At 60.3% G+C, this 17,691-nt stretch carries 18 protein-coding genes and 1 pseudogene; 17 read left to right on the top strand and 2 right to left on the bottom strand.

All coding sequences use genetic code 11. The annotated features are described in order from the left end of the window. Positions 1–23 precede the first annotated feature (23 nt). From OMP40_RS30160 to OMP40_RS30100, 13 genes and pseudogenes are all read left to right on the top strand, one after another. A complete protein-coding gene (locus OMP40_RS30160) occupies positions 24–836 on the top strand; it encodes a CheR family methyltransferase (RefSeq protein ID WP_420872055.1) in 813 nt (270 codons plus the stop codon). 53 nt (positions 837–889) lie between these two features. Then, the gene (locus tag OMP40_RS30155) at positions 890–1,081 is read left to right on the top strand and encodes a hypothetical protein (RefSeq protein ID WP_277536860.1); all 192 of its coding nucleotides are present in this window, start codon (positions 890–892) and stop codon (positions 1,079–1,081) included. A 134-nt stretch (positions 1,082–1,215) separates the two neighbouring features. After that, positions 1,216–2,391 carry a chorismate synthase gene (aroC, locus tag OMP40_RS30150; protein WP_277536859.1) on the top strand — a complete coding sequence of 392 codons (1,176 nt, stop codon included), beginning with the start codon at positions 1,216–1,218 and terminating at the stop codon, positions 2,389–2,391. After that, on the top strand, positions 2,392–3,504 hold the full coding sequence (gene aroB / locus OMP40_RS30145; RefSeq protein WP_277536858.1) for a 3-dehydroquinate synthase: 1,113 nt from the start codon (positions 2,392–2,394) through the stop codon (positions 3,502–3,504). A 5-nt stretch (positions 3,505–3,509) separates the two neighbouring features. Next, positions 3,510–3,881: a chorismate mutase gene (aroH, locus tag OMP40_RS30140; protein WP_277536857.1), complete on the top strand. Its 372-nt coding sequence runs from the start codon at positions 3,510–3,512 to the stop codon at positions 3,879–3,881. A 345-nt stretch (positions 3,882–4,226) separates the two neighbouring features. Next, the gene (gene trpE / locus OMP40_RS30135) at positions 4,227–5,810 is read left to right on the top strand and encodes an anthranilate synthase component I (protein ID WP_277536856.1); all 1,584 of its coding nucleotides are present in this window, start codon (positions 4,227–4,229) and stop codon (positions 5,808–5,810) included. A gap of 34 nt (positions 5,811–5,844) precedes the next feature. After that, entirely contained in the window at positions 5,845–6,894 is a 1,050-nt protein-coding gene (gene trpD, locus OMP40_RS30130) for an anthranilate phosphoribosyltransferase (protein WP_277536855.1), read from the top strand. Then, entirely contained in the window at positions 6,884–7,696 is an 813-nt protein-coding gene (trpC, locus tag OMP40_RS30125) for an indole-3-glycerol phosphate synthase TrpC (protein ID WP_277536852.1), read from the top strand. Before trpD ends, trpC begins: the two co-directional genes overlap by 11 nt. After that, complete coding sequence (locus OMP40_RS30120) at positions 7,693–8,451, top strand: phosphoribosylanthranilate isomerase (RefSeq protein ID WP_277536850.1); 759 nt, start codon at positions 7,693–7,695, stop codon at positions 8,449–8,451. Before trpC ends, OMP40_RS30120 begins: the two co-directional genes overlap by 4 nt. Beyond that, positions 8,448–9,650, top strand: coding sequence for a tryptophan synthase subunit beta (gene trpB / locus OMP40_RS30115; protein WP_277536848.1), 1,203 nt, complete (start codon positions 8,448–8,450; stop codon positions 9,648–9,650). The genes OMP40_RS30120 and trpB overlap by 4 nt, the downstream gene beginning before the upstream one ends. Further along, positions 9,647–10,492, top strand: coding sequence for a tryptophan synthase subunit alpha (gene trpA, locus OMP40_RS30110; protein WP_277536846.1), 846 nt, complete (start codon positions 9,647–9,649; stop codon positions 10,490–10,492). Before trpB ends, trpA begins: the two co-directional genes overlap by 4 nt. A gap of 212 nt (positions 10,493–10,704) precedes the next feature. Further along, positions 10,705–11,804, top strand: a pseudogene (gene hisC, locus OMP40_RS30105) (histidinol-phosphate transaminase). A 3-nt stretch (positions 11,805–11,807) separates the two neighbouring features. Beyond that, positions 11,808–12,956 (top strand): prephenate dehydrogenase, encoded by a 1,149-nt coding sequence (locus OMP40_RS30100; RefSeq protein WP_277536844.1) that lies wholly within the window; start codon positions 11,808–11,810, stop codon positions 12,954–12,956. Positions 12,957–13,085: 129 nt separating this feature from the next. On the opposite strand, the gene OMP40_RS30095 is transcribed toward OMP40_RS30100, so the two are convergent. Together OMP40_RS30095 and OMP40_RS30090 are read right to left on the bottom strand one after the other, a co-directional pair. After that, positions 13,086–14,057, bottom strand: coding sequence for an aldo/keto reductase (locus tag OMP40_RS30095; RefSeq protein ID WP_277536842.1), 972 nt, complete (start codon positions 14,055–14,057; stop codon positions 13,086–13,088). Between the two features lie 11 nt (positions 14,058–14,068). Then, entirely contained in the window at positions 14,069–14,500 is a 432-nt protein-coding gene (locus OMP40_RS30090; protein ID WP_277536840.1) for a MerR family transcriptional regulator, read from the bottom strand. 124 nt (positions 14,501–14,624) lie between these two features. Here OMP40_RS30090 and OMP40_RS30085 point away from each other — a divergent pair, with 124 nt between their 5' ends. The 4 genes from OMP40_RS30085 to OMP40_RS30070 all read left to right on the top strand — a co-directional run bounded on the left by OMP40_RS30085 (position 14,625) and on the right by OMP40_RS30070 (position 17,665). Next, entirely contained in the window at positions 14,625–15,317 is a 693-nt protein-coding gene (locus OMP40_RS30085; RefSeq protein WP_277536839.1) for an SMI1/KNR4 family protein, read from the top strand. A 568-nt stretch (positions 15,318–15,885) separates the two neighbouring features. Further along, entirely contained in the window at positions 15,886–16,488 is a 603-nt protein-coding gene (locus OMP40_RS30080; protein ID WP_277538127.1) for an RNA polymerase sigma factor, read from the top strand. Further along, complete coding sequence (locus tag OMP40_RS30075) at positions 16,485–17,084, top strand: anti-sigma factor family protein (RefSeq protein WP_277536837.1); 600 nt, start codon at positions 16,485–16,487, stop codon at positions 17,082–17,084. Before OMP40_RS30080 ends, OMP40_RS30075 begins: the two co-directional genes overlap by 4 nt. Next, a complete protein-coding gene (locus tag OMP40_RS30070) occupies positions 17,081–17,665 on the top strand; it encodes a histidine phosphatase family protein (protein ID WP_277536835.1) in 585 nt (194 codons plus the stop codon). The genes OMP40_RS30075 and OMP40_RS30070 overlap by 4 nt, the downstream gene beginning before the upstream one ends. Positions 17,666–17,691: the final 26 nt, after the last annotated feature.

Here is a 17,691-nt window from a genome sequence, read left to right as displayed (position 1 = left end):
AGGGTTACGAACCGACGGGGAGCATGGGCATGAGCGAACATTCAGCGCGGATGACGCCGGAGGACGAGGATTTCGCCAACTTCATCGCGAACGTCCGCAAGGCGACTTCCATCGATCTCTCGCAGTACAAAGAAACGCAAATGCGCAGGCGGCTGACGACGCTGCGCGTCAAGAACGGATTTGCCGATTTTCATTCCTACTTTAAAGCCATTATGGACGAGCCGCGTCTCCGCAATGAATTTTTGGACCGCATGACGATCAACGTCTCCGAATTTTGGCGCAACCCGAACCGCTGGACCATGCTCATGGACCGCTTCCTGCCGGACATGATCAAGCGTTCGCCGAAGCTCAAAGTGTGGAGCGCCGCATGCTCGACGGGCGAAGAGCCTTATACGATCGCGATGATTCTCGACCGGCTCGGCGCCCTGGGGCAGGCGACGCTGCTCGCGACCGACATCGACGACGGCGTGCTCGCCAAAGCCAAGACCGGCGTCTATCCGGAACGCTCGATTCGGGAAGTGCCCAAAGACATGGCGGAGATTTATTTAAAAGGCGGCGGAGACGTCTTCCAGATCGACGAACGTCTGAAGCGCGCCGTCCGATTCCAGAAGCAGAACCTGCTGTTCGATACGTTCCAGGACGGGTTCGACCTGATCGTCTGCCGCAACGTCATGATTTATTTCACCGAGGAAGCGAAGCAGCAGTTGTACGAAAAGTTCGCCAAAGCGCTGAAGCCGGGCGGCATCCTCTTCGTCGGGAGCACCGAACAGATCTTCTCCCCCGGCCAATACGGACTCGAGACGGCCGATACGTTTTTCTATCGCCGCATCGTATGAAGCGGCCTCCGCTGCGCGATACTAGGAGCGATCCTGAGGCAGCGGAGGGTGTCATGGACAAGCGCAAAGCGATCGAAGCCTACCGAAGCGGGCTCGTCACGGCGCAGGAATGCGCGCAAATACTGGGGCTCGAGCATCCGTCGCTGCTCGGTCTGGTGCCGGAAGCCGTACAAGCCCGTCTATCGGCGATGGATGATGCCGTCCCCGGCGAAGGCAGCCGGGATTTGGCCGGCTCCCGCGACTGAAGCGGCGTCGAGTGCCGCCGTACCTTGTTCCGGTCCGTCCGTATGGGCGGGCTCTTTTCTTGTCAAAAGCTTTAACGCTGTACTATAATAAACGAAAGTATTCGGGTTGCCGCAAGACTCGGGGAGGAACTCACTTGACACTACGTTACTTAACCGCGGGCGAGACGCACGGTCCGCAGCTTACCGCTATTATCGAAGGCTTGCCAAGCAATCTTGAGCTGGATTTCGAAGCGCTTAACTTCCAGCTTCAGCGCAGACAAAAGGGACACGGACGCGGTCGGCGGATGCAGATCGAACAGGATACGGCCCAGATCGTGGGCGGCGTGCGCCATGGCCGCACGACCGGCGCCCCGGTCGCGCTCGTCGTCGCCAACAACGACTGGAAGCACTGGACCTCCGTCATGAACGTGGAACCGATCGAAGGGGGCGACGAGGCCAAGCGCCGCGTGCATCGCCCGCGTCCGGGCCATGCCGACCTGAACGGCGGCATCAAGTACGAGCAGAAGGACCTTCGCAACATTTTGGAGCGTTCCAGCGCGAGGGAGACGGCCGCGAGAGTGGCGGTCGGCGCCGTCGCCAGGCAGCTGCTGGCCGATTTCGGCATTCGCGTGGCCGGCCATGTCGTCTCGATCGGCGGCATCAAGGCGCCGCCGCTTCCCGCGGACATCGGCGTGGACGAGCTGATCGAGCGCACGGAGGCTTCCTCCGTTCGCGTCATCGACGCGGAGACGGAGCAGCGCATGATCGAGCTGATCGACAAGACGAAGGCGGACGGAGATTCCATCGGCGGCGTCGTCGAGTGCATCGTGACGGGATTGCCGATCGGTCTCGGCAGCCACGTGCAATGGGACCGCAAGCTCGACGGCCGGATCGCGCAGGCGGTCGTGTCGATCAACGCCTTTAAGGGCGTCGAGATCGGCATCGGCTTCGAGGCGGCGGACCGTCCGGGCTCGCAGGTTCACGACGAGATTTTGTATACCGAGGAGAAGGGCTATCACCGGGCGAGCAATCGTCTTGGCGGCTTCGAGGGCGGCATGACGAACGGCGAGCCGATCGTCGTGCGCGGGGTCATGAAGCCGATCCCCACGTTGTACAAGCCGCTCAAGAGCGTCGATATCGATACGCGCGAGCCTTTTACGGCCCAGGTCGAGCGTTCGGACGCCTGCGCGGTGCCGGCGGCGAGCGTCGTGATGGAGAACGTCGTCGTCTGGGAAGTCGCCAAGGCGTTTCTTGAAAAGTTCGGCGGAGATTCGATGGAAGAGATCCGCGCGAACTACGACAATTATATGAAGCAGACGAGGGACTACTAAATGGCTGCGGCAGGAGAAATCCGCGAGCTGACCGTCGATCTCGGCGATCGCTCGTATCCGATTTACATCGGGTCCGGCCTGCATGCGAAGTCGGGCGAGTATTTCAAGCGGCTGGGCTTGCCTGCAGGCTCGCCGCTGCTGCTCGTCACAGACGCGTCCGTCCATGGCTTGTACGCGGATCGGATCAAGCAATCGCTCCAGGACGCAGGGTACCAAGTCGCCGTGTCCGTCGTGCCTTCCGGCGAATCGTCCAAGTCGCTCACGCAGCTTGACGCGCTCGTCGCCGATGCCCTGACGGGCGGTCTCGACCGCAAATCGACGGTCGTCGCGCTCGGCGGCGGCGTCGTAGGCGACCTGGCCGGCTTTCTCGCCGCCGTCTACATGCGCGGCGTCCGCTTCGTGCAGATGCCGACGACGATCCTCGCGCACGACAGCAGCGTCGGCGGCAAGACGGCTGTCAACCACAGCCTCGCGAAGAACATTATCGGCGCCTTTCACCAGCCCGAAGCGGTACTGTACGATCTGGACGCGCTCGTCAGCCTGCCTATGCGTGAGGTGCGTTCCGGCCTGTCCGAGGTGATCAAGCACGGCCTGATCTGGGACGCCGCGTTCGTCGATTGGTGCGAGGAGAACGCGGAGCGGCTGCTTGCGCTCGACCCCGATGCGCTCGGATATGCGCTGTACGAAGGCTGCAAGGTCAAGTCGATCGTCGTCTCCAGGGACGAGCGGGAGAATGACCTGCGCGCGATACTTAATCTCGGCCATACGATTGGGCATGCGCTCGAGGCGGCGGCCGGGTACGGGGAGCTGCTGCACGGCGAAGCGATCGCGATCGGCATGGTCGGCTCGGCCCGGCTCGCCGCGCGGTTCGGCTACGGAGACGATATCGCGATCCGCACGGAAGCGATTTTCCGCAAATTCGGATTGCCGGTTCGCATTCCGGCGCATCTCGCCGCGGACGAGATCATGAAGGCGATGCAGCACGACAAGAAGTTCAGCGAAGGCAGCATGGTATTCGTCGTGCCGACGTCGATCGGCAGCGTCGAGATCAGGCGCGACGTGAGCGCGTCATGGGTGAGAGAGATCGTCGAAGGGTTGACAGAGGAGGCTTGAAGCGCATGAGCATGAGAGGCATTCGAGGCGCCATTACGGTGGACGCCAATGAAGCGGCGCCTATATTAGAAGCGACGATCGAGCTGCTGGGCGCGATCGTCGAAGAGAACGGCACGCGTCCCGAAGACATTTGCAGCGTGTTCATCACGGTGACGCCGGATCTGGACGCGACGTTCCCCGCGAGCGCGATTCGCAGAATGGCGGGCTGGGAGCTGGTGCCGTTGATGTGCTCGGTCGAGATTCCCGTCAAGGGCGGACTCGAACGCTGCATTCGGCTGATGGTGCACGTGAATACGGAGGCGACGCAGGCCGAGATTCGCCACGTCTACCTCGGCGAAGCGGTCAAGCTCCGGCCGGATCTGTCGTCCGCCCGTTGACGCCCGCCCGCCGGCGATGCTATAGTAGACACATTACTTGGCGCAGAACCGTCGGCCGGAGGGACGATGACTTACGCGCGGGTGAGACGAGCAGAGATGAGATGAGCGGAGCGGCCGAGTACGGTTCCTTGCGGAGCGCGAAGTCGGCATGGGCGGCGAACGGACCGGCGCGAATGGCCGGGCGATTGCGCGTCTGCATGATCCCTTATCTATGAGATCGCCTCTGCGTTTGCGGAGGCGATTTTTTCGTTTTTGATGGCTCGTGTTTCAAGCGCCGGCCGACAGCGTCCGGCGCATCGGCGGGGCCGCATCGGGTGCGGTCCCGGAGAGGGGGAGATACAAGAGATGGAACAGCAGCGCGGGAAAGAGCTTCAGGAGGTTATCCGGCTGTCGGCCGCCTATAATGTGATTCCGGTCGTCAGAAGATTGATGGCGGACACGGAGACGCCGATTCGCGTTTTCCAGCAGCTCGGCCAGGGGAGCCGCGCCTTTTTGCTCGAGAGCGTGGAGGGCGGCATCAAGTGGGCGAGGTATTCGTTTATCGGCACGGATCCGTTCATGGTGCTGCGGCTGAAAAAAAACAACGTATCGATCGAGCAAGGGGGACGCGAGGAAACGTACGAAACGACGGATCCGCTGAAGCTGCTGCGCGAGCGACTCCGGGGCTATCGCAGTCCCGCGCTGCCTGAGCTCCCGCCGTTTACGGGCGGCGCGATCGGATTTTTCGGCTACGACCTGCTGCAATATTACGAACGCCGGCTGCCCGCCCATCGCGAGGACGACCTGAACATGGACGACATGCACTTCATGTTCTGCGACCGCATCGTCGCGTTCGACCACTTCAAACAGCAGGTGCTCGTCATCGGCAACGTGCATGTGCCGGACGGCGCAACCGAAGAAGCGATCGAGCGCGAATACGCGAGGGTATCCGCCAGCATGGACGAGACGATCGACCGCATGCGCCAGCCGCTGCCGCCTTCGGCGCCCGCCGTCGGCACGCCGCCCGTCGATCCCGATCTCGGGGACGTTCGCTCCAATCTGACCAAGGCGCAGTTCATCGCGAACGTGAACCAGGCCAAGGAATACATTCGGGCGGGCGACATTTTCCAGGTCGTGCTCTCCCAGCGCTTCCACATCGAGACCGAGGTCGATCCGCTGCAGGTGTACCGGATGTTGCGGACGATGAACCCGTCTCCGTACATGTACATGCTGAAGCTGGGCGACGAGGTGATCGTGGGCGCTTCGCCCGAGCTGCTCGTCAAGGTCGACGGCGACCGCGTCGAGACCCGGCCGATCGCCGGCACGCGTCCGCGGGGCCGCACGGACGAAGAGGACGCCGCGCTCGCCCGGGAGCTGCTGGCGGACGAGAAGGAACGCGCGGAGCATGTCATGCTCGTCGATCTGGGCCGCAACGACCTGGGCCGCGTCTCCGAATTCGGCACGGTGCGCTGCGATTCGTACATGGAGATCGAGCGTTACTCCCACGTCATGCACATCGTATCCAACGTCACGGGCAAGCTGGCCAAGGACAAGACGTTTTTCGATGCGTTCCTGTCGTGCCTGCCGGCGGGCACCGTGTCCGGCGCGCCGAAGCTGCGGGCGATGGAGATCGTCTCCGAGCTGGAGCGGGAGGCGCGCGGCGCTTACGCTGGCGCGATCGGCTACTTCGGCTTCTCCGGCAATATGGATACGTGCATTACGATCCGCACGATCGTGTTCAAGGGCGGCAAAGCTTACGTGCAAGCCGGCGCGGGCATCGTCTGGGATTCCGTGCCCGAGAGCGAGTACGAGGAGACGGTCAACAAAGCCAAAGGCTGCCTCAAGGCGATTCGCGCGGCGGAAGCGATGTTCCCGCAGGCGGCGAAGCCCAAGCAAGGCAGGCTGATCGTCATGGCGGGCGACCGCAGCACGAATCTGGACTACGATTGATCGGCTCCGTACTTAAACTTGGGAGGGTATGACGATGACGGTAATAGACGCGAATATTACGATGCCGCAAGCGATGGCGAAGCTGATGGCGGGCCACGATCTGCTCAAGGAAGAGGCGCATGGCGTGATGAGCCTCATCATGCGGGGAGAAGCGACGCCCGCTCAGATCGGCGCGGCGATGGTCGCGCTCCGGCTCAAGGGCGAGAGCATCGAGGAAATTACCGGCTTCGCGGAGGCGCTGCGGGATTTCGGCAACAAGGTGGCGGCGCCTCACGACGATTTGCTGGACACTTGCGGCACGGGCGGTTCGGGCATCCATAAATTCAACATTTCCACCTCGTCGGCGATCGTCGCCGCGGCGGCCGGCGCGAGAGTCGCGAAGCACGGCAACCGCGCGATGAGCGGCAAAGCGGGCAGCGCGGACGTGCTCGAGGCGCTCGGCGTCAACATCCAGCTGACGGCGGAGCAAGCTGCCGCTTGCTTGCGCGATACGGGCATCACGTTCATGTTCGCCCAGCTGTACCATCCGGCGCTGAAGCACGCTGCGGGCCCTCGCAAAGAGCTTGGCATTCGCACGATTTTTAATATGCTCGGACCGCTCGCGAATCCCGCCGGCGCAGATCGTCAGCTGATGGGCCTGTACGACAGGACCAAGACCGACGTGGTCGCAGCCGTGCTCGGCCGGCTCGGGCTGAAGCGCGCGATGGTCGTTGGCAGCCATGACGGACTCGACGAGATCAGCCTGTCCGCGCCGACGCAGGTGTCCGAGCTGAAGGACGGCGTCGTCACGACGTACGACATCACGCCGGAAGACCTGGGGCTTGCGACGCTGCCGCTCGGCGCACTGATCGGCGGCGACGCGACCGAGAACGCCGAGATCGTGCGCCGCATTCTGGCCGGGGAGCGCGGCGCCTACCGCGACGTCGTGCTGGCGAACGCCGGCGCGTGCATCTATGTCGCCGGACGGGCGGACAGCCTCGCCGGCGGCGTCAAGCTTGCGGCGGAGACGATCGACTCGGGGGCGGCGGCGGCGAAGCTGTCGCAGTGGATCAAGCGGACGGAGGAGCTCGGACATGTTTCTTGAACGGATCGTAGCGACAAAAAAAGAAGAAGCGGCGGCGCTGAAGGCGTCGATGAACTTGAACGCGGCGGAGCGCGAGATCGCCGGCCTGCCGGCATGTCTGGGCTTCGAAGCCGCGCTTCAGGCGGGCCGGCGCCGCCGGCCCGTGGGCCTCATCGCCGAGGTGAAGAAGGCAAGCCCGTCCAAGGGGCTCATCCGGCCGGACTTCCATCCGGTTCAGCTTGCTAAAGCCTACGAGGCCGCAGGCGCGGATTGCATCTCGGTGCTGACCGACGTGCAGTATTTTCAAGGCAGCAACGATTATTTGCGCGGCGTCCGCGAGGGCGTGAACGTTCCGCTGCTCCGCAAGGACTTCACGATCGACGAGCGGCAGATCTACGAAGCGCGTCTGATCGGCGCCGACGCGATCCTGCTCATCGCGGCCATCCTGGACAAGCGCCAGCTGGACGCGTATCATCGGCTTGCGCGGGATATCGGGCTGGACGTGCTTGTCGAAGTTCACAACCGTCCGGAGCTCGAAGCGGTGCTCGAAGTCGGGCGCGCGACGCTCATCGGCGTCAACAATCGCAACCTGCACACGTTCGAGACCGATCTCTCGGTGACCGAGCAGCTGATCGCGCTTATGCCGGAGGGCGTCACGGCGGTCAGCGAGAGCGCGATCGCTTCGACGGAAGACATCGCGTTCGTCGAAAAGGCAGGCGCGCAAGCAGTGCTCGTCGGCGAACACTTCATGCGGCAGCCGGACGTCGGCGCCGCGATCGAAGGCTTGCTCGGCCCGGTCGTTAAGACGGGAGCCGCAGGATGAGCGGTTCAAGCGAAATGGACCTGACACTGCCGGGGGCGGCAGCTCCGTCCGCGCGTCCGGCGGTAAAAATCTGCGGTATCATGCGGGCCGAGACGCTGAAGTCGATGGACGGCATGCCCGTCGAATATATCGGCTTCATCTTCGCGCCGAAAAGCCGGCGCTACGTGGCGCCGGAGCTGGCGGGAGAGCTGATCCGCGCGTCGCGCGAATCCCGAATGGCGGGCGGCCGGCCGCCGCTCGCCGTCGGCGTGTTCGTCGACCCGTCGCTCGAAACGCTTGAGGCCACGCTCACAGCAGCGCCCCTGGACGTCGTGCAGCTGCACGGCAAAGGCGAAACGCCGGATTTTTGCAGAGAGGTTGCCCGCCGGTTTAAAGTTGAAGTATGGCGCGCGCTGTCCGCCGGCGGCGAAGAACAAGCATCGGACGGGTCGGCGGACGACGCCGAAGTCCCCGATGCCGGACCCGCGCGGCTCGCCGCATACGCCGGCGCCGTATCCGCGGTGCTGATCGATACCGCGGGCGGCGGCACGGGACGCGCTTTTCCATGGGAAGTCATTCCGGCTTACGAACGAGCGGCCTCGGAGACCGGCATTCGACTGTTCGTCGCGGGCGGCCTCGATCCGGACAACGTAATTGAATTGCTGTCGGCCTACAAGCCCGACGGCGTCGATATATCGAGCGGCGTCGAGACGGACGGCGTCAAGGACGCGACCAAAATCGCCGCATTCGCGGAAAGGGTGAAGCAGCAATCATGACCACGACACAAGTGCCGGATACGTACGGCAGATTCGGCAGCTTCGGCGGACGCTACGTTCCAGAGACGCTGATGAACGCGCTGTACGAGCTGGAGGAAGCTTACAACCGTTATAAGGACGATCCCGATTTTCTGGCGGAGGTTCGTTATTTGCTCAAGCAATATTCGGGCCGGCCGACGCCGCTGTATTATGCGGAACGCCTCACCGAGCATCTCGGCGGCGCGAAGATCTACCTAAAGCGGGAGGATCTGAACCATACCGGCGCCCACAAGATCAACAACACGATCGGGCAGGCGGTGCTCGCGAAGCGGATGGGCAAAAAGAAAATCATCGCCGAAACGGGCGCCGGCCAGCACGGCGTCGCTTCCGCGACGGTCGCGGCGCTGCTCGGCCTCGAATGCAAGGTGTTCATGGGCGAGGAGGACACGAAGCGCCAGGCGCTGAACGTATTCCGCATGAAGCTGCTCGGCGCGGAGGTCGTGCCCGTCACCTCCGGCACCCGCACGCTGAAAGATGCCTGCAACGAGACGCTGCGTTATTGGGTCAGCCACGTCGACGATACGTACTACATTCTCGGTTCGGTCACGGGTCCGCATCCTTACCCGATGATGGTGCGGGACTTCCAGCGCGTCATCGGTCTTGAGACGAAGGACCAGATTATCGAAGCGGAAGGCCGGCTGCCCGACGTCATCGTCGCGGCGGTCGGCGGCGGCAGCAATGCGATGGGCATTTTCCACCCGTTCGTGGGAGATACGTCCGTCCGCTTGATCGGCGTCGAAGCGGCCGGCCGCGGCGTCGATACGGATAAGCACGCAGCGACGATGACCAAGGGAACGCCCGGCGTTTTCCAAGGCTCGATGAGCTACGTCCTTCAGGACGAAGGCGGGCAGGTACAGGAGGCGCATTCGATCTCGGCGGGTCTCGATTACCCGGGCATCGGTCCCGAGCACGCCTACCTGAAGGACATCAAGCGCGCAGAATACGTGCCGATCACGGACGCGGAGGCGCTCGACGCGCTTCAGTTGCTCTCTCGCAAGGAGGGCATTATCCCTGCGCTCGAGTCGGCGCATGCCGTGGCGCATACGTTGAAGCTGGCGCCGACGCTGCCGAAGGATCAGACGATCGTCATCAATCTGTCCGGGCGCGGGGATAAGGACGTCGAGTCGATCATCGGATATTTGGGAGGGGATCTGCCATGAGCACGGTCACTGCGAACGCTATCGATACCGTATTCGCGGAGCTTGGCGCAAAGGGAGAGACGGCGCTCATTCCCTTTTTGACAATGGGCGATCCCGACCTCGATACGTCGGTCAAGCTGATCGCCGCAGCCGAAGCGGCAGGCGCGCATATGATCGAGCTCGGCGTGCCGTATTCGGACCCGCTGGCCGACGGACCGGTCATCCAGCGCGCTTCCGAGCGGGCGCTGCGCCACCGGATCTCGCTGACCGACTGCATCGGCGTCGCGTCCAAGGCGCGCGCCGCCGGCGTGCGGATGCCTTTCATCTTGTTCACTTACTTTAACCCTGCGCTGCAGCTCGGACTCGAGCGGTTTTTCGCCTTGCTGCAGGAGCACGGCTTCAGCGGCGTCATCATTCCCGACTTGCCGCTCGAGGAGGACGCGGAGGTGCGCGGAATCGCGGAGCGGACGGGCGTCCACCTCATTCCGCTCGTTGCGCCGACGTCCGAAGCGCGCGTCGAGCGAATCGCTTCGCAGGCGAAGGGCTTCGTCTACTGCGTGTCCTCGCTCGGCGTGACCGGCGTTCGCGCCGATTTCCACGCGGGCATCGACCAATTTCTGGCGACGGTCCGCCGCGCGTCCAGCGTGCCGATCTGCGTCGGCTTCGGCATCTCCTCGCGCGAGCAGGCCGAGCGGTTCGCAGGCGTGGCCGACGGCGTCATCGTCGGCAGCGCGATCGTGCGCCAGGTCGAGACGTCGCTGCCGCCGGAAGCGCTCGCGGATGCGGAGCGGACGAAGGCGGGACTGGCCGAAGTTCAGGCGTTTATCGCGGACTTGAAGCCGCGCAAATCCGAGACGGCTTAACCGGGAGGCGAGCGGGCGTCAGCGCCTTGCCGGCAGCCCGCGGCAACGGATATTAGGCAAATAGGGCGCTTGTTTGAACGGCCTAGGTTTGCTTAAATGCTTTGCATCTGTACAGCGACATAGAGATATGTCACAATAGAGGCACGTTGTTCTTGGGACGGAGCGGACAATCGCTCCGTCCTTTATGATGAAGCCAGGGAGGAACATATCCGATGCAGCCCAAACCGAATATCGTCGATTTGCCCGTCTATCAGCCCGGCAAGCCGATTGAAGCAGTAAAGCGCGAGCTTGGCCTCGACGAGGTCATCAAGCTGGCTTCCAACGAAAATCCGTTCGGCAGCTCCCCCGAAGGCGGCGGAGGCGATTCGCCGCGAGCTCGATCAAATCAGCATTTATCCCGACGGCGCGGCCGTCGAGCTGACGAACGCGATCGCGAAGCGCACGGGCGTTAACGCCGACCAGATCATTTTCGGCGCCGGCTCCGACGAAATTATACTGATGATCGCACGCGCCTATTTGCAGCCGGGCGACGAGACGGTGATGGCCGTCGAGACGTTCCCGCAGTACAAGCACAATGTGACGATCGAAAACGGCGTCAGCGTCGAAGTGCCGCTCAAGGACGGCAAGCACGACCTGCCGGCGATGCTGGCTAAAGTGAACGACAAGACGAAGATCGTCTGGATTTGCAATCCGAACAATCCGACGGGCACGATCGTCAGCGACGAGGAGCTCACCGCATTCCTCGACCAGGTGCCGGACCGCGTCCTTGTCGTGTTGGACGAGGCTTATTGCGAATATGTGGAGGACCCGTCCTATTCGGATGGCCTGGCGCTGCTGAAGCGCTATCCGAATCTGATTTTGCTGCGCACGTTTTCGAAGATTTACGGGCTGGCGTCGCTTCGCATCGGCTACGGCATCGGAGCCCCGAGCCTGATCCGGTCGATCAACCAGGTGCGTGAGCCGTTCAACACGTCCAGATTCGGCCAGGCTGCCGCGCTGGCATCGCTGAACGACGACGAATTTTTAGACAAGTGCCGCACGGCGAACCGCGAGGGCCTTGCCTTTCTTCGCGCAGCGTTCGACAGGCTCGGGCTCGATTACTTCCCCCGCGCACGGCAACTTTATTATGGTCGACGTGAAGCGTCCTTCTCTTGAGGTGTTCGAGGCGCTGCTTCGCAAGGGCGTCATCATCCGGGCCGGTCAGCGCGGCTATCCGACGCGCATCCGCATTACGGTAGGCAGCGCCGAGCAAAATGCGAAGGTCGCGGAAGCGCTTGAAGCCGTTTTGCAGGAAAACGGGGTGCAGGCGTAAGGTATGATCGAAGGCAAAGCCGTTCACGAAAAGTCGCAATCGATACCTAACGAAAAGCCATCGCTCCGGATCGCCATCTTCGGCGTCGGATTGATCGGCGGCTCGCTGGCGCTGTGCTGGAAGGGCAAGCCGGGGCTTACCGTCGTCGGCCATTCGGTGAACGCGGCATCGGTGGACAAGTATTTGGCGCTTGGCGTCGTTGATGAGGCGACGACGTCGATGGAAGAGGCGGCGGCCGGCGCGGACGTCATCGTACTGTGCGTCCCGGTAGGGATGCTCGACGACTATTTGCAGCGTCTGTCCGAGCTGCCGCTGAAGCCCGGATGCATCATCACGGACGTCGGCAGCACGAAGGCTTCCGTCGTGAACTACGCGGAGAGCCTGAAGCTCAGCGGCGCCGTGTTCATCGGCGGCCACCCGATGGCCGGTTCGGAGCGCTCCGGCGTCGAAGCCGCCACCCCGGACTTGTACGAAAATGCGTTCTATGTGCTGACGCCCTCCAAGGGCACGCCGCCGGAGGCGATCGAACGGCTCGAGGAGCTGCTGCGCTGGACGCGCGCCAACATCGTCAAGATCGAGGCGGGTCTGCACGACGACATCGTCGGCGCGATCAGCCATCTGCCGCATATTATCGCGGTCGCGCTGGTCAACCAGATCGCGGGCTACAACGAATCGAACGACTTGTACCGGCGTCTGGCCGCAGGCGGATTCCGCGACATTACGCGAATCGCTTCCAGCGATCCGTACATATGGCGCGATATTTTGCTCGGCAACCGCGACGTGCTGCTGAAGCTTCTGGCCGACTGGCGCGGAGAGATCGCGGCGTTCGAACGGCTGCTCGAGGAGCGGGAAGGCGCGGGCATCGTCGAACGGTTCAGCGACGCCGGCCGATTCCGCGACAATTTGCCCGAGCGGCGCAAGGGCATGATCACTTCGCTGCACGAGTGCTACGTCGACGTGCCCGATCAGCCGGGCATCGTCGGCCGGATCGCGACGGAGCTCGGGCAGGCCCGCATCAACCTGAGCAACCTGCACATTATCGAGAGCAGGGAAGACGTGCCCGGCGTGCTGCGCCTGTCTTTCCGCCACGGCGAAGATCTCGAACGCGCGGTAGAGCTTCTTCGGGCGCTTCAATACTCGGTTTATTTTTAACATTTAACGACGACGCGTTCTGAACAAAAAAACAAGGCTGTTCCCGGTCGCTTGCGTCGACGAAGAACAGCCTTTTTTTTATTTCAGTATTCTGCTGGACGAGGGACTGAAGAAATTCCGTATAATGGCTTAACCGTCAAGCAACGTCATTTGTTCTTCCATGTATCGATTGCCCTGGGCAGCGTTCTTAGGACTCGCGTTCTCGATGCGCAGAAGGTCTTCTTTCGAGAGGACGATATCCGCAGCAGCGGCGTTTTCCTCCAAATACTTGATTCGCTTCGTACCTGGAATCGGCAGCGCTCCATTGGCGATCGTCCAGGCGATGGCCAGTTGAGACGGCGAACAGTTTTTCTCTATCGCGATCTCCTTGATCTTATCGACGATCTCTACGTTCTTGCGGAAGTTCTCTCCCTGGAACCGAGGCATCCATCTGCGAAGATCGTCGGCAGCCAAATCCTCGAACGTACGAAGTTCGCCGGAGATAAAGCCTCTGCTGAGCGGACTGTATGCAACATGCGTGATCCCCAGTTCTCTGGCAACCGGTAGAATCTCATCTTCGATGTCGCGGCTCCATAACGAATATTCGCTCTCCAACGCGGAAATCGGATGCACGGCATGTGCCCGGCGAAGGGTGGAGGCAGAAGCTTCGGACAGACCCAGTGCCCGGACTTTACCCTCTTTGACCAGATCGGCCATTGCCCCGACAGTCTCTTCGATCGGAACTTGAGGATCGACCCGATGCTGGTAATACAGATCGATATAATCTGTCTTTAAGCGGCGCAGGCTGGCTTCCACAGCCTTTTTCACGTATTTAGGACGGCCGCTGAGGCTCTCGTAATTGGGAGTGTAAGCGAACTTGGTCGCAATAACGGCTTGCTCGCGACGGCCCTCGATTGCTTTTCCAAGCAGCGCTTCGTTGTGACCGTTCCCGTAAACGTCGGCTGTATCGAACATCGTGACGCCTAGATCCAGAGCGCGCCGGATCGTCTTTATCGAAAGTTCATCGTTCGTCTCGCCGTACATGCCCGGAGACATGCCCATAATGCCAAGACCGATCGCAGATAACGTAATGTCGCTATTGCCCAAAACGCTTTGTTTCATGCTTACATCCCTCATTCTCGTTTAGTTGGCTGGTTGTGTCGGTCTTCCATTTGATTCAACAATCTGCTCTCGGAAGGAAGCCTTCCTTCCTCAATTTCTTCGTAGATAGCAAGCTTGTTATTGACGGCATCAAGGGCTTCAGCCAGTTCGTTCTGACGTCGGAACAATTCTTCTTTATACTGATTTAAGATCGCTTTTCTCTGCGGAATGGTGGCATCGCCGTCTAATGCGAGGTTTACCATCTGCTTCAACAAGGAAATTTTCATCCCTGTGGCTCGAAAACACGTCATTAAACGGATCCAGTCCAGGTGATCCTGCTCGAACAGACGATTGCCGTGCCGATCTCGCTTAATGTAAGGAAGCAATCCCTCCTTCTCATAAAACCGAATGGTATGCGCCGGGCAACCGAGCCGTTCCGATGCCTCTTTGATCGTAAATGACATTTGGACACTCTCCCTTTTTTTGAAAGGCCGGCCAGGTCTAGCTAAGCTTAAGGCTTAAAGCACACTTTAAGGCAAGCGTAATTTTAATACAATCGATATAGAGAGACGACGGGGAGGAATCGGCGTGGAAGCTGTTAAGCTAACCGATACATACACAGTAGATAATTGCGGCAGAAAGGAATTTTACGGCACGTATTATTCATCCGAAGTTTTAAGTGAAGGCAAGGACGGCCAAGCTCCGAAATTGGTTCAAAATCATGGAGCATCCGACGAAGAAATCCGGAATATGGAACAATGGTTGAAATCCTTAAGATACATCGTTCATGGCGGCGATATTTCTGTTGGCTGCACGGAAGAACAAATCGAAGCGGCTGAAGGGAGGCTAGGCGTTTCATTGCCGGCCGAATTGCGCACATTTTATCGTATTGCAGGCAACGATCCATTGCTGACGACCGACGGAAATTCGAAGAAGAAGGACCGTTACTTGCCGCTTGACGAGCTTCATGTTTCGGATGGAAATATCGTCTACCGGATGAGAAAAAAAGAGCTTTTTGCGTTATCGACGGATAGGAGACAAATCATGTTCATGGACGATGGAGCATGGTACTGGGAACCCCATATGGAATCTTTCTGTGAAAACGTCATGATAACGGCTGCGATCTTTGCCATCAGTCATTTGAAGCATTCCGCTAAAGGTCGATTAAAGGGCAAGTTGGTATCCTCGTTGCAAGCGAGAAAGCTTGCGGAACAACAGTTTAGCGATTTTTTCCGGGCATTGGACACGTATTATCATCCGTTTTGCGCGCTTTTTTTATAACGAAAGCGAGCGCAGATTAGGCTGGTTCCGCTCCAACGGCATGATGGCCGATATTCTGATCGGGACGCAAACGATAAAAGAAATCGAAGATTTTGGGGAAATGCACGGAAATATCAAATTCAAATATAATGGATAATCCTATTGCGCGTCTGCTCGGCGATAAAAAATGAAAACGCTTATTGACAGATTGAAAACGGATACATATAATAAAAGTACAGTATGGTTTCTCTCCACTCCTATCCTAATCCTGAATGCTTCATGCATTCGGCACCGCCCTTCGTGGCGGTGTTTTTTTTTGCCGTTTTTAGGTCGACCGGGCGCGATCGAATACTGAGTTTTTCTGTTTTGGTTGTTGTTCCGGGTTGAATCGTACCAATATTGAGAAATTTTTAAGGGGAATTTAATTCTTTAAGCAGACTTCCTATGATACAATGACGATAGCTTATGTAAAAAACTGGGGATGCCATATCTTTTTTTGGCTGCAATCGCAACTTTACGTCCGAATGCCGGTATAACGCTATACAGGCGGAAGACGTCCCCCCCGGAAGGTGGAGGTCGCGTTAAAATGATGACCGATTCTCAACTGATTCGGGAAATCAAGGAAGGCAACACGGAATTGTATTCCGAGTTGATGGCCAAGTATCAGAAGAAGATTTTATCTTTTATTTATCATATGCTGCGAGGCGCCAAGCTGGAGATGATGGCCGAGGACTTATGTTCGGAAACTTTTTACAAAGCTTTCCGGAGTCTGCATTCGTTTCGCGAAGTCGACGCTTCGTTCTCCACCTGGCTGTATACGATATCGCGCAATACGGTGCTGAGCGAGCTTCGCAAGCAAAAGGCGGCGCATTTGTCGCTTGACGACACGACGTACGTGCCGCTCGCGCCTTACGAGGCGGCGCCTGAGCAGACGCTGCTCCGCAACGAAAAAGTGGCGCTGGTGCGCGAAGCGATCAACAATCTGCCGGAAAAGCAGCGGTCCGCGCTGGTACTAAGAGAGTACGAAGGGCTCGATTACCAGGAGATCGCAGGCATACTCGGGCAGACGGTGAGCGCGGTCAAGTCGCTGCTTTTTCGCGCGAGAGCCAGCGTGAAGATTCAATTGGAAAAGTATTTTCACGAGCCCGAGCCGGCCTTGATGAAGGTTTACGAGGAGTTGAAGTCAAGATGACCCTGACGTGCGGACACGTTCAGCAGCAGATGGAAGCGTATTGGGACCTCGAAGAGGGCGACCCGTTGCGGCGCGAGGTTGACGCCCACGTGGCAGGTTGCCCGTCGTGCGCTGCCGAGTTCCGATGGTGGGAGGAAAGCGCGGCGCTGATCCGCGAAGTCGCGCTCGAGGAGTCCGAATCGGTTCCCGCGCAGGCAGTCCAGGCGGTTAACGCCAGCGTCATGAGCCGTATTTATGCGGAGGACGGCTGGCTGCTGCCGCCGGCGCGCAGGGCTTACACGTTCACCGGGCCGTTCCGCCGGAGGGTCGTCACGATCGTCGCCTGCCTGCTCGCGTTATGCGGCAGCGGCATTCTGCTCACGCTGTACGACCGGATGCACGCGGATCGCGCGCAATCGGCGAGCATCATGGATGCGGCCGGCACGGGCGATATGCACGGCGCGCTGCAGATCGACATGCCCGTATCCCGCATGAGCGACCCGTTCGTATTGAATTCGTCGCCGGCGATGCCGGGGTATTGGATCGTGATGTCGGTGCTCGGCATATTGGCCGCGCTGTTGATCGTAAACTGGTATTCGAGGTTGAAAAAGGTATGAGCGGCAGAATGAAATTGGGATTGGTCAGGCACGGCGTTACCGCTTGGAATGTCGCGGGCCGGATTCAAGGCGCGACGGACATTCCGCTAAGCGCGGAGGGCGAACGGCAGGCGCTGCTGCTGGCGGACAGGCTGCGCCGGGAACCGGCGACGTGGGACGGCGTCGTCAGCAGCGATCTCATGCGCGCGAGACGAACGGCCGAATTGATGGCGGAGCGGCTGATGTTGCCGCTCTTGAGCGATGCGCAGCTTCGCGAACGCAGCTTCGGCGAAGCGGAGGGCACGACGGAGGACGAACGCGTGGCGCGTTGGGGGACTGATTGGCGGGGGCGCGTACCCGGCCAGGAGTCCGATGCGCAAGTGAGAGCCAGAGGTCTGGCATTCGTCGAGGCGTTCACCTCGAGCCATCCGGGCGAGAGTTGGCTTGTCGTGACGCACGGCAGCTTTTTGGCGCAGCTGCTGCAGGCGCTGGACAGCGGCCTGGTCGACAGCCGGATCGCCAACTTGTCGTTGACGATTATGGAGCGCGAGGGCGGCGATTGGGTGCCCACGCTTCACAATTGTACGGCGCATCTGGCCTGACGCAAGCGAAGTTCATATCGATATTC

The organism is Cohnella rhizosphaerae, from assembly GCF_029525575.1.
GTDB classification, from domain to species: Bacteria; Bacillota; Bacilli; order Paenibacillales; family Paenibacillaceae; genus Cohnella; species Cohnella rhizosphaerae.
Note: the sequence above shows the minus strand (reverse complement) of the source record. Positions and strands in the feature narration are given on the sequence as shown.